Origin of the sequence: Pseudomonas sp. B14(2017), from assembly GCF_002113255.1 — a bacterium.
GTDB lineage: Bacteria > Pseudomonadota > Gammaproteobacteria > Pseudomonadales > Pseudomonadaceae > Aquipseudomonas > Aquipseudomonas putida_Z.
Window position 1 is genome coordinate 103275 of sequence record NZ_NEJY01000011.1, and the last position, 12183, is coordinate 115457.

Consider the following 12183-nt stretch of genomic DNA (forward strand, 5'->3'; position numbering starts at 1 on the left):
TGAAGCCGCTCCCACAGGGACCGCACGGATTCAGCCTTTGCGGTGATCCTGTGGGAGCGGGTTTACCTGCGAAGAGGCCAGTACAGGCGACACAAGAAGGACAGACATGAACGCGATCGTATCCATACCAAACACAGTGACCAGCAGCTGGCAGGTTCGCCCTGGCCTGGCGCTGGCCTGGATCACATTGGGCCTGATACTGCTGGCAGTAACCTTCCCCAACTGGCTCTCGCCAACCGACCCGTTGGCCGCCGACGCCCGCCTGGCTTACCACCCGCCAAGCCCCGCCTTCTGGCTGGGCAGCGACGAGAACGGCCGCGACGTCCTCAGCCGCCTGATCCATGGCGCCCGCCCATCGCTCTTCATCGGCCTGGCCGCCACCCTGGTCGGGCTTGGCCTGGGCACGCTGCTCGGCTTGCTCGCCGGCCTGGCTCCAGCCTGGCTGGACAACCTGCTGATGCGCGCTGTCGATGTGCTGCTGGCCTTCCCGGACCTGCTACTGGCGCTGGTCATAATCACCCTGTTCGGCCAAGGCACCAGCAACCTGATCCTTGCCGTCGGCATCGCCTCGGTGCCGCGCTATGCGCGCCTGGTACGCGCCCAGACCCTGACCATCCGGCGTGCCGGCTTCGTCGATGCAGCCGTCACGCTGGGCCGCAGGCCCTTGGCTGTGGTGTTCTGGCATGTGCTGCCCAACGCAGTCCAACCCGTGCTGATCCTGGCCTGCATCGGCCTGGGTGGCGCCATCACCGCCGCCGCTGCGCTGAGCTTCCTCGGCTTCGGCGCACCACCTCCCGTGCCGGAGTGGGGCGCGATGATGGCAGTGGCGCGCAACTTCATGGCCAACGCGCCCTGGCTGATGGCCTGGCCTGCGCTGGCGATCACCCTGACCGTCATTTCCATCACCGTCATCGGCCGAGACTGGCTGCGCCGTAGCGAGGGCAGACGCGCATGAACATCTTCGAGAAGAACCAGGCACCGCTGGTGGACATCCGCGGCTTGCACGTGAGCTTCAATGGTGTGCCAGTGGTGCACGGCGTCGACCTGCAGTTGCGCGCAGGGCAGTGCCTGGCACTGGTGGGCGAATCGGGCTCGGGCAAGAGCGTCACGGCGCGTACCCTGGTCGGCCTGACCGGTGCCGGTGCCCATGTGCAGGCGCAGCGCCTGGCCTTTGCCGGGCAGGACCTGCGCCAGTTCGATGAGCGCGCGTGGCAGCGCTTGCGTGGCGAGCACATCGGCTTTGTCATGCAGGATGCGCTGGGTTCGCTCGACCCACTGCGACGCGTGGGTGCAGAGATCGAAGAGCCATTGCTGTTGCACACCGACCTGGCCGCGGAGCAGCGCCGTCTGCGGGTACTTGAGCTGTTGCGCCAGGTCGGGGTGCCTGAACCCGAAGTCCGTGCCCGGCAATACCCGTGGCAGCTTTCCGGAGGCCTCAGGCAGCGCGCCCTGATCGCCTCGGCCATTGCCTGTCAGCCACGCCTGTTGATCGCTGACGAGCCCACCACCGCGCTGGACGCCACGGTGCAGGCACAGATTCTCGACCTGCTGGAACACCTGCGCGAGCGCGACAACAGCCTGTTGATGGTCAGCCATGACCTGGCCGTGGTCGCGCGCCTGGCCGACTGGGTGGCGGTGATGCGCCATGGGGTGGTGGTGGAGCAGGGCAGTGTCGAACAGATCCTGCAGGACCCGCAGGACCCCTACACCCAGCGCCTGCTGGGTGCGGCTCGGGCGGTACATTTCAAACGTCCGGCGGCGCCGGCCCTGGCGCTGGTGGAGAATGGCGTGGACGAACAACCCGTGGTGCTGGAGGCGCGTGGCCTGAGCAAGGCCTTTGTCGGGCCGGACGGCCGGCTGCGTCAGGTGCTGGACGATGTGTCGCTGCAGTTGCGCGCCGGGCAAACCCTTGGCGTGGTGGGCGAGTCCGGTTCCGGCAAGAGCACGCTGGGACGCATCCTGCTGGGGCTGGAGCGGCCGGAGCAAGGCAGCCTGCAACTGGCCGGGCAGGATTGGCTTGCGTTGTCTGCCGCGCAGCAGCGCCAGGCACGGCAGGGGATCCAGGTGGTGTTCCAGGACCCGCAGGCCTCGTTCGACCCACGCTACACCGTGCTGCGGGTATTGGCCGAGGCGCTGGCGCATGCGGGTGTACCGCGTGCGTTGCAGCGCACCGAGGCGGCGGCGTTGCTGGAGCGGGTGCAGTTGCCGGTGGGGTTGCTCGACCGCCGCCCGCTGGAGTTGTCGGGCGGGCAGCGGCAGCGCATCGCGATTGCCCGGGCGCTGGCCATGAAGCCCAGGGTGCTGGTGCTGGACGAACCGGTATCGGCACTGGATGTGTCGGTGCAGGCGCGAATCCTGGCATTGCTGGCCGAACTCAAGGCGGAGCTGAACCTGGCTTGCCTGTTCATCTCCCACGACCTTGGGGTGGTGGAGCAGGTCAGTGACCACGTGTTGGTGATGCAAGGGGGAAGGGTGGTGGAACAAGGGGCGGCAGCCCAGGTGCTCGGCCAGCCGCGTCAGGCCTATACCCGCGCCTTGCTCGACGCCGTACCTCATCTTCCGGCGGCGCAGCCAAGCTGGTTTGCGCGGATTGCCGTGTAAACCTGTGCCAGCCTTGATGCAGGCGCAGAGAACTGAGCTCGCAAGCCATTCGCGCACCTGTGGGAGCGGGCGAGCCCGCGAAACAGTCGACGCATTGGATGGCACCGGCTTTGCCGGTGTTCGCGGGCTCGCCCGCTCCCACAAAAACTGCGCAAACTTTTGGATTTTTGAACAAGACAGTTGCTCTCGCAAAGTCCCAGCCAATGAATGAGTGCATGCAGTTCCGTGAGGGCTTAAGGGCGTATCACTGTCGCTCCACCAACACACAGCAGACACTTTGCCCCCGCGCCAGCATCTAACGCCCGTCAAACCCCAATAAAATCAATACATTGAACCCGGCACAACTCCTGCAACAGGCCTATCGAAGCCCAGTCACCGCAGGAGCGCCCTTGAACACACCCATCCTCCCCCTGATTCCGCTCTGCACCGCACTGGCCTTGCTCGGCTGCAAGCCGAACGAGCAGCACACGGCGCAAAGTACCCAGCCGCAGCAGGGCGGCACCTTGGTCTATGCCACCGACCGCGAGCCCACCTGCCTGGACCCGCATGTGGCCGGCGACATGCCGCAGGTTTTCATTGCCCAGCAGTACCTCGATTCGCTGGTGTCGATGGACAGCAACGGCCAGATCGGCCCCTGGCTGGCGACAAGCTGGGAGGTTTCGCCAGATGGCCTGCGCTACACCTTCCACCTGCGCCGCGACGTGCAATTTACCGACGGCACACCGTTCAATGCCGAAGCGGTCAAGGCCAACCTCGACCACATGGCCAACCCCAAGACCCAATCCAGTACCGCCGGTGGCTACATCCGCCAGTACCGCGGCACCAAGGTGCTCGACACCTACACGGCCGAAGTCACTCTGGCGACGCCCTATGCGGCTTTCCTCGAAGTGTTGGCCCAGGGCTTTCTCGGCATCCAGTCGCCCACCGCATTGCAACGCAGCCGTGACCAGAACTGCGAAAGCCCGGTTGGCAGCGGGCCGTTCAAGGTGGTGCGCTGGGACCGGCAGAATCAGGTGGAGCTGGTGCGCAACCCGGCCTACAACTGGGCGCCACCTACCGCACGCCACCAAGGCCCGGCGTACCTGGAACGCATCGTCTGGAAGTTCATCCAGGAGCCGTCGGTGCGCTTCGCCTCGCTGCAGGCCGGTGAGGTCGATGTGATCGAAGCATTGCCACCAGAGTCGCACGAAGCAGCACGGCGCAACCCGGACGTGGAACTGATCATCGCCCAGCGCCCGGGCAACCCCACCAATGGCACCTTCAACCTGCGCCGCGCACCGTTCGACGACATCCGTGTACGCGAGGCCTTCGTTCGCAGCGCCGATGTCGAGGGTGCACTGAAGAGTGTGTACTTCGGCGAGTTCCCCCGCGCCGGTGGCCCGCTGAGCTTGGCCACGCCGTTCTACAGCGGTGACTTCGAGCGCAGCCAGGACTACGACCCGGCCCGCGCCGCCAGGCTGCTCGACGAGGCTGGCTGGACCGGCCGCGACAGCGAAGGCTACCGCACCAGGAACGGCCAGCGGCTGCGCGCCGTCGTGCTGATCGGTGCGCGCACGCCGCCGTCGGAATTGACCCTGTGGGAGCAGGTACAGGCCACTACCCGGCAGGCCGGCCTGGAGCTGGTGCTGGACCAGATGAGCGATGCCCAGGTCACCGCCCGCCAGGCCGCCTGGGACTATGACATCCGCACCGGCTATTGGAATACCAACACCCCTGACGTGCTGCGCATCATCTTCACCACCGCGTTCGTGCAGCCAGCCGGGGTTGGCGGCTATCACCAGAACTCCTCCGGCTACGCCGACCCGGGCTACGACGCACTGCTCGACAGTGCCCTGGCCACCCAGGATGCGGACCTGCGCCGCCAGCGCTACTTCCAGGCACAGCAACAGGCCGCCGCGCAGTACCTGCAACTCACCACGTACCCACAAAGCACGCGCCTGGGTATCTACAAGACCGCCCATGGCGTGCGACTGGAACCTTCGCTGGCGGTGACCTACCTCTATGACGCATGGGTGAACAAATGACTACGACGACACTCGCGGTGACCGACCCGCGTCGCGAACGCCTTGCCGCCCTGGGCCGGCGCGCCGCCATCCGCCTGGCCGGTGGCGTGCTGGTGCTGTGGGCGGTGGCGACCCTGACCTTCTTCGCACTGCGGCTGATGCCGGGTGACCCGGTGCTGGCGATTCTCGGTGGCCCCAGTGGCAACCCGACGCCGGAAGCGATTGAAGCCGCGCGCGTGGAGTACGGCCTCGACAAGCCGTTGGCCGTGCAGTACGTGCTCTACCTCGGGCGCCTGCTGCAAGGTGACTTGGGGGTGTCCTACTCGCAGCACCTGCCGGTTACCCGTGTGCTGGCCGAGCAGGGCGGGGCGACCTTGGAACTGACCATCGCCGCCCTGCTGCTGGCCTGGCTGCTGGTGCTGCTGCTGACAGTGGTCACCGCCGGGCGCGGCAGGCTGGTCGGCGGCATCGCCTCGCTGGCGGAAACCCTCAGCGCGGCGCTGCCGCACTTCTGGCTCGGCGTGGTGCTGCTGGCGGTATTCGCCTTCGGCCTGCGCTGGTTCCCGCCGGCCGGTAGCGACAGCTTTGCCAGCCTGATACTTCCGGCGTTTTCCCTGGCGATTCCGTTGGCCGGTTTCATTGCCCAGGTCACCCGGGAGTCGCTGGAACTGACCCTCGATCAACCCTTCGTGCTCACCGCCCGCACACGTGGCCTCAGTGACCTGGCCGTGCGCTTTCGGCACGCCTTGCGCCATGCCTTGCTGCCAGGTGTGTCGCTGTCGGGCTGGGCCATCGGCGCGCTGATCAGTGGGGCGGTGGTGTGCGAGGTGATCTTTTCCCGCAAGGGGGTGGGCCGCCAGCTGTACCAGGCGGTGCAGGCCCAGGACCTGCCGCTGGTGATCGGCATCAGCCTGGTAGTGGCGGCCGGCTATGTGCTGGCGAACATTCTGGTCGACCTGCTGTACCAGTGGATCGACCCTCGGCAGCAGGAGGCTGCAGCATGACAGACCTGACCCATGGCCAAGTGCTCGCGCCATTGCGCCGGCAGCGCCAAGTGAAACTGCCGCCGTTGGGCGCAAGCCTGGCGATCCTGTTTCTGTTCGCATTGCTTCTGGCCGCGTTGGCGCCGGGGCTGTTCACCCGCATCGATCCACTGGCCATCGTGCCGCGAGAGGCTTTCCAGCCACCCAGCTGGGCGCACTGGCTGGGCACCGACCAGTCGGGCCGCGACATCTTCGCGCGGATCATCCACGGCGCCCGCCAGAGCCTGCTGATCGGCCTGGCGGCTACGGCCATTTCCATGGCCATCGCCATCGCCCTCGGCCTGCTCGGTGGCCTTGGCGGCGCACGCGTGGACCGTGCGGTGGGCTGGTTGCTGGAAGTGCTGTTCGCCTTCCCCAGCCTGGTGCTGGCGCTGCTGTTCGTGGCGGTGTTCGGCAGCGGTGTCGGCCCGTTGATCGTCGCCACCGGGCTGGGCGGTGCGCCGGGGTACGCGCGCATGGTCCGTGGCCAGGTGCTGGCGGTACGCAACGCTGGCTACATCGAAGCGGCGCGGGCGCTGGGGCACCCGACTTCGCGCATCGTGCTGCGCCAATTGCTGCCCAACGCCATGCGGCCAATGGTGGTGACGCTGACCATGGGTGTTGGCCAGGCCATCGTCTGGGCCTCGGCGCTGAGCTTCCTCGGCCTGGGCGCGCGGCCGCCGGCGCCGGAGTGGGGGACCATGTTGTCCATGGGGCGTGACTTCATCGCCAATGCCTGGTGGCTCACCTTCTTCCCTGGCCTGTTCATCGTCCTCACCACCCTGGCGACCACCGTGACTGGCCGCTACATCCAACAACGCCTGGAGGGGCGCCTGCCATGAGCGACAAGACCTTGATCGTCGAAGGGCTGAACGTGGCCTTTGATGGCGCCAGCGTGGTCCGTGATCTGTCCTTCATCTTGTCGCCTGGCCGTTGCCTGGCCTTGGTCGGCGAGTCTGGCTCGGGCAAGAGCGTCAGTGCCCGCTGCCTGGTCGGGCTGGCCGGTGGGCGAGCGCAGGTGAGTGCCCGTCGCTTGAGTTTCGGCGGCCACGACCTGCTCGACCTCAGCGAGCGCCAGTGGCGCGCCGTGCGTGGCAAAGATATCGGCTTCGTGCTGCAGGATGCGCTGGTGTCGCTGGACCCACTGCGGCCGGTGGGCAAGGAAATTCTCGAAGTGCTGCAGACCCACGGATACGGTGACCGCCACACCCGTACTGCGCGCGTGCATGAGTTGCTCGAGCGGGTAGGCGTGCCGGATGTCGAACTGCGTGCTCGCCAGCGGCCCGGGCAGTTGTCCGGTGGCCTGCGCCAGCGTGCACTGATTGCCAGTGCCCTGGCCATGGACCCCGCGCTGGTGATCGCCGACGAGCCGACCACCGCACTGGACGCCACCGTGCAGGCGCAGATTCTTGAAGTGTTCCAGCAGATCAAGGCCCGTGGCGCCTCGCTGCTGATCATCAGCCACGACCTGGCAGTGGTCGCCCAACTGGCCGATGAGGTGGTGGTGCTGCGCCATGGCGAAGTGGTGGAGCAGGGGCCGATGCAGCAGGTGCTGCGCCAGCCGCGTCACGCCTACACCCAGGCCTTGCTGGCGGCAGTACCGGCCGAGCACCCGCGCGGCAGCCGGCTGTCACCCGAGCGGGTTGGCGTGCGCAGTGAGCCGCGGGCACGCTCGCACAGCGACGTTTTGCTCGAAGGCCGTGGCCTGGGCAAGCGCTACCTCGGCCCGGACGGGCTGGTGCGGCAGGTGGTGCAGGGCGTCGACTTTACCCTGCGTGCCGGGCGCACCCTGGGCATTGTCGGCGAGTCCGGCTCGGGCAAGACCACCGTGGCACGCATCGCCCTCGGCCTGCTGCAGCCCGATGAGGGCGAAGTGCTTTATCGCGGGCAACCCTGGAACCGCCCGGCCAACGCCGTGAGCGAGGCAGTGCGCAGGCCGTTGCGTCGCGAGATCAGCGTGATCTACCAGGACCCGCTGGGCTCGTTCGACCCGCGCTGGAGCGTGGCGCAAATTCTTGATGACGCCTTGCAGGTAGCCGGTATCGAGGCACCAGCCAGGCCAGCACGTATCGCTGTGCTGCTCAACCAGGTGCGTTTGCCGGCAGATCTCGGCCAGCGCAGGCCGTTGCAACTGTCGGGCGGCCAGCGCCAGCGGGTGGCAATCGCCCGGGCGATCGCCAGCGAACCCAAGGTGATCATCTGCGACGAGCCGGTGTCGGCCCTGGACGTGTCGGTGCAGGCCCAGGTGCTCGACCTGCTGGCCGACCTGCAGGACGAACTGGGCCTGGCCTACCTGTTCATCTCCCACGACCTGGGGGTGATCCGCCATGTCAGCGACGACGTGCTGGTGATGCGCCACGGTCAGGTGGTGGAGCAGGCACCGGTCGAGCAGTTGTTCGATAACCCGGCCCACGAATACACCCAGCGCTTGCTCGGCGCGGTGCCGCGCCTGCCCGGCAGCGGCGCCGAACTGGTGGTGCCGCCGCTGGACCTGGAACACGAAGCCTTCGACCTGTTCGACGAAACCCGCCTGTGGAAGATCGCCATTTGAACTGAGACGCCAAGCCCTGCACCGACCCCTGTGGGAGCCGCGCTTGCCGGCGATGGGCCGCGAAGCGGCCCCACGATTTCAAGGCTGTTGCATGAATCGCCGGGGCCGCTTCGCGGCCTATCGCCGGCAAGCGCGGCTCCCACAGGGGATAGCGCCAGCTTCAGGAAATTGGCAAGAGCGCTGCTCCCACAGGGCTCGGGTCGCCTAAACGAAAGATGTACTTAAAGGACTGAACCATGACCACATTTCAACGTTTCCCGACCCAGGCTCCGGCCACCAGCGTCGCGGAGCTGAAAACCCGCATCGCGGCCCTGCTGCCCGCCATCGGCGCAGGCGCCGCGCAGCGCGAACGCGAACGCCTGTTGCCCCATGAGGCCATTGCCCAGCTTGCGGCAGCCGGGCTGTACACCGCGCGTATCCCCGGTCAGTACGGCGGCCCCGGCGGCACGGTCAGCGATGTGATCGAACTGCTGCTGCAAATCGCCTCGGTCGACTCCAACGTGGCCCAGGCCCTGCGCCCGGGTTTTGCCTTTGTCGAAGGCCTGCTGGCTTCACAGGCCGAAGGCGCCGAGCAGGAGCGCGAGCGTTGGTTTGCGCGCTATCTGCAGGGTGCGGTAATCGGCAATGCCGGCTGGGAACTGGGCGGTGCCAACGGCGCCATCGCCGCGCGCCTGGTGCGCGAGGGCGAGCATTTTCGCGCCAATGGCAGCAAGTTCTACAGCACGGGTGCGCTGTTCGCCGATTACGTCAGCGCTGTTGCCCTGGACGAGGACGAGCAGCCGGTTTCGTTCATCCTGCCGCGCGACCGCGAGGGCCTGGAGCTGGTCGATGACTTTGACGCCATGGGCCAGCGCCTGACCGCCAGCGGCACCACCCACTTGCGCAATGTGCGCGTCGAGGCCAGCGATATCCGCACGCGTACCGTGGAGGAGGGCAAGCGCACCATCGTCACGCCGTTCCTGCAGCTGTTCCTTGCCACCGTGTTGGCCGGTATCGCCCGCAATGCGCTGGACGACGCCACCCGCTTCGCCCGCGAGCATGCCCGCCCGATCAAGCACAGCACGGCCAGCCGCTCGGTGGACGACCCCTATGTGGAGCTGTCGGTAGGCGATATCGCCGCCCGCGCATATGGCGCGCAAGCCATGGTCCTCAAGGCTGCTGCAACCATCGACAAGGCCTGGGCCACGCAACTGGATGAAGCCGCCGTGGAGCAAGCTGCGATCGAGGTGGCGCAGACCCAGTACCTGGTCGCCGAGCTGGCGCTCAAGGCTGCGCAAACGCTGTTCGACGTTGGCGGTGCCTCCACCACCGGCCGCCAGCACAACCTCGACCGCCACTGGCGCAACGCTCGCACCGTGGCCAATCATAACCCGCGCCAATGGAAGGCGGCGGTGGTTGGTGCCTGGCAGCTCAAGGGCACTCGCCCACCAGTTTCGGGGCTGTTTTGACTGCGCAGCCGGCCTTGCTGGCCGGCCATGTGCAAAGCCCCAAAGTCCCGGTGATCATCGGTGCCGCCTTGTTCATGGAGCTGCTCGACAGCACAGCGGTGATGACCGCCCTGCCGCAGATGGCCGCCGATTTCGGCGAGCCGGGGCTGCGCATGAATCTGGTGGTGTCGCTGTACATGCTTGCCCTGGCCCTGTGCGTGCCGGTCAGCGGTTGGGCCGCCGAGCGCTTTCGCCCGCGCCAGGTCATGTTGTCGGCGATGGGCTTGTTTACCTGCGCTTCGCTGGCCTGCGCCCTGGCCGATACGCTCTGGCAACTGTGCCTGGGGCGCATGCTGCAGGGGGCGGCCGGGGCATTGATGACACCGGTGGGGCAGGTGATCATCCTGCGTTGGTCGAGCCGCGAGCAGCTGCTGCAGGCCATGTCGTGGCTGGCTCTGCCGGCGCTGGTGGGGCCGCTGGTGGGGCCGTTGCTCGGCGGCTTGCTGGTGACGGTGCTGTCGTGGCACTGGATCTTCCTGATCAACCTGCCAATCTGCCTGCTCGGTTGCTGGCTGATCCTGCGCCATGTGCCGGACTATCCGGCACGGCCGGTGCCACCGTTGGACGTGCGTGGCTTGCTGCTCAGCGGCGGGGCCCTGGCCATGCTGGTGTTCGGCCTTGAAGCGCTGGGGCTGGGGCAGTTGCCGCAGGCCTGGGCCATGGTGCTGGTGGCCGGTGGAGCAGCCTGTGCGTTGGGGTATCTGCTGCACGCGCGGCGACACCCCAGTCCGCTGGTGGACCTGTCGCTGCTGCGCCTGCGCAGCTTTGGCGTGGCCCAGGCGGGTGGCGGGCTGTTCCGCCTGGGTTCGGCAGCCCAGCCGTTCCTGATCGTGCTGTTGCTGCAGAACTGCCTGGGCTTGAGCCCGTTGGCGGCGGGGGGGCTGGTGGTCAGTGGTGGCGTCGGCGCACTGCTGATGAAGCTGCTGGCAGTGCCATTGGTACGGCGCTACGGCTATCGACGGGTGCTCAGTTGCAATGCCGTGCTCAGTGGTGTGGGGATTGCCCTGTGCGCCAGTTTCGATCGTGATACCGCTGTGTGGCTGATGGCTGCGGTGCTGTTCGCCGCAGGCCTGGTGCGTTCACTGCAGTTCTCGACGTTGGGGGCTGCCAGTTATCAGGACGTGCCCGGTGAGCGTTCGGCGGCGGCCAGTTCGTTGTCGGCGATGTCCGTGCAGTTGACCATGGCCATGTCGGTGAGCCTGGCAGGGGGGCTGTTGGGGATGCTGGCCGAGATGGATGGGCGTAGCGAAACCTCGGTGGCAGATATCGCCACGGTGATGTTGCTGTGCGCTGTCATGTGTGGAATTTCCGGTTTGGTGTTCCGGCGTTTGGCGGACTAGTCATTGGGCGGGGCATGCATCAGTCCATTCCGGGGGTTGTTGGGTGTTGCATAAAAGGTCTCAAGTCGTTCGAAATATGACTTGGACGGTCTTGGTGGGTGGGGCATAGGATTGCAGCCACTGGAGTTCACAACCGACTCCCCCATCAGGAAAACGCACATGAACCTCAAATCCCTTATCGCCAATCCACTGGGCCACGGTGCCGCACCGCTGGGCAACATGTTCCGCAATGTTCCCGAGGCCGAAGTCCAGGCCACCATCGACGCCGCCTGGGCCAACGGCGTGCGCTACTACGATACCGCCCCGTTCTACGGCGCCGGCCTGTCCGAATCTCGCCTGGGCAACGCCCTGGTCGGCCGCCCGCGTGACGAGTACGTGCTCAGCACCAAGGTCGGCCGCATCATCCTCGACGAACTGGAAGACCCGGCAGCCCGTGAACTGGGCGAAAAAAGCGGCCTGTTCGAACACGGCAACCGCAACCGCATCGTCAACGACTACAGCGCCGATGCCACCCTGCGTTCCATCGAGGATAGCCTGCGTCGTCTGAAGACCGATCGCCTGGACATCGTCTGGATCCACGACATCGCCCAGGACTTCTACGGTGACGAATGGCTCAGCCAGTTCGAAACCGCCCGTACCGGTGCCTTCCGCGTACTGACCCGTCTGCGTGAAGAGGGCGTGATCAAGGCCTGGGGCCTGGGTGTGAACCGCGTCGAGCCGATCGAGCTGACCCTCGACCTGGAAGAAGCCCGTCCGGATGGCTTCCTGCTCGCCGGCCGCTACTCGCTGCTGGACCATGACCGCGCACTGCAACGCGTCATGCCGCAAGCGGTGGAGCAGGGTGTAGGCATCGTCGTGGGTGGCCCGTACAGCTCGGGTGTCACCGCCGGCGGCGAGCACTTCGAATACCAGAAGGCCAACGCGACCGTGCTGGCCAAGCTCGAGCGCATCCGCGCCGTGGCCCGTGCCCATCGTGTGGATGTGAAGGCGGCTGCCCTGCAGTTCGCCCTGGCCCACCCGGCCGTGGTCTCGGTGATCCCGGGCTCCACCCGTCCGGCACACGCCAACGAAGACCTCGCCGCCCTGAGCAAGGTGATCCCGATGGCCTTCTGGAACGACCTGCGCCAGCAAGGGCTGATCAACGCCCAGGCCCCGGTACCTGCTGTTTAAACCGATCTT

Annotated in this window: 9 protein-coding genes; all 9 read left to right on the forward strand. The window is 66.7% G+C overall.

Translation table 11 applies throughout. The features are described from left to right. The first annotated feature begins 106 nt into the window (after positions 1–106). The 9 genes from CAG34_RS13325 to CAG34_RS13370 all read left to right on the forward strand — a co-directional run bounded on the left by CAG34_RS13325 (position 107) and on the right by CAG34_RS13370 (position 12174). Entirely contained in the window at positions 107–955 is an 849-nt protein-coding gene (locus CAG34_RS13325) for an ABC transporter permease (RefSeq protein ID WP_085590479.1), read from the forward strand. Beyond that, on the forward strand, positions 952–2601 hold the full coding sequence (locus CAG34_RS13330; protein ID WP_085590481.1) for an ABC transporter ATP-binding protein: 1650 nt from the start codon (positions 952–954) through the stop codon (positions 2599–2601). Before CAG34_RS13325 ends, CAG34_RS13330 begins: the two co-directional genes overlap by 4 nt. A 389-nt stretch (positions 2602–2990) precedes the next feature. After that, on the forward strand, positions 2991–4625 hold the full coding sequence (locus CAG34_RS13340; protein ID WP_085590486.1) for an ABC transporter substrate-binding protein: 1635 nt from the start codon (positions 2991–2993) through the stop codon (positions 4623–4625). Further along, entirely contained in the window at positions 4622–5608 is a 987-nt protein-coding gene (locus CAG34_RS13345; protein WP_085590586.1) for an ABC transporter permease, read from the forward strand. Before CAG34_RS13340 ends, CAG34_RS13345 begins: the two co-directional genes overlap by 4 nt. After that, a complete protein-coding gene (locus CAG34_RS13350; protein ID WP_085590488.1) occupies positions 5605–6468 on the forward strand; it encodes an ABC transporter permease in 864 nt (287 codons plus the stop codon). Before CAG34_RS13345 ends, CAG34_RS13350 begins: the two co-directional genes overlap by 4 nt. Beyond that, positions 6465–8177 carry an ABC transporter ATP-binding protein gene (locus CAG34_RS13355; RefSeq protein WP_085590490.1) on the forward strand — a complete coding sequence of 571 codons (1713 nt, stop codon included), beginning with the start codon at positions 6465–6467 and terminating at the stop codon, positions 8175–8177. Before CAG34_RS13350 ends, CAG34_RS13355 begins: the two co-directional genes overlap by 4 nt. A 236-nt stretch (positions 8178–8413) precedes the next feature. Then, positions 8414–9625 (forward strand): acyl-CoA dehydrogenase family protein, encoded by a 1212-nt coding sequence (locus CAG34_RS13360; RefSeq protein WP_085590492.1) that lies wholly within the window; start codon positions 8414–8416, stop codon positions 9623–9625. Beyond that, complete coding sequence (locus tag CAG34_RS13365) at positions 9622–11004, forward strand: MFS transporter (RefSeq protein ID WP_085590494.1); 1383 nt, start codon at positions 9622–9624, stop codon at positions 11002–11004. The genes CAG34_RS13360 and CAG34_RS13365 overlap by 4 nt, the downstream gene beginning before the upstream one ends. A gap of 159 nt (positions 11005–11163) precedes the next feature. After that, on the forward strand, positions 11164–12174 hold the full coding sequence (locus CAG34_RS13370) for an aldo/keto reductase (protein ID WP_085590496.1): 1011 nt from the start codon (positions 11164–11166) through the stop codon (positions 12172–12174). Positions 12175–12183: the final 9 nt, after the last annotated feature.

Excerpts from the sequence above, each read along its gene's own strand:
- CAG34_RS13370 (WP_085590496.1), top strand. The coding sequence starts at position 11,164 with ATGAACCTCAAATCCCTTATCGCCAATCCACTGGGCCACGGTGCCGCA.
- CAG34_RS13350 (WP_085590488.1), top strand. The coding sequence starts at position 5,605 with ATGACAGACCTGACCCATGGCCAAGTGCTCGCGCCATTGCGCCGGCAG.
- CAG34_RS13345 (WP_085590586.1), top strand. The coding sequence starts at position 4,622 with ATGACTACGACGACACTCGCGGTGACCGACCCGCGTCGCGAACGCCTT.
- CAG34_RS13330 (WP_085590481.1), top strand. The coding sequence starts at position 952 with ATGAACATCTTCGAGAAGAACCAGGCACCGCTGGTGGACATCCGCGGC.
- CAG34_RS13360 (WP_085590492.1), top strand. The coding sequence starts at position 8,414 with ATGACCACATTTCAACGTTTCCCGACCCAGGCTCCGGCCACCAGCGTC.
- CAG34_RS13355 (WP_085590490.1), top strand. The coding sequence starts at position 6,465 with ATGAGCGACAAGACCTTGATCGTCGAAGGGCTGAACGTGGCCTTTGAT.
- CAG34_RS13325 (WP_085590479.1), top strand. The coding sequence starts at position 107 with ATGAACGCGATCGTATCCATACCAAACACAGTGACCAGCAGCTGGCAG.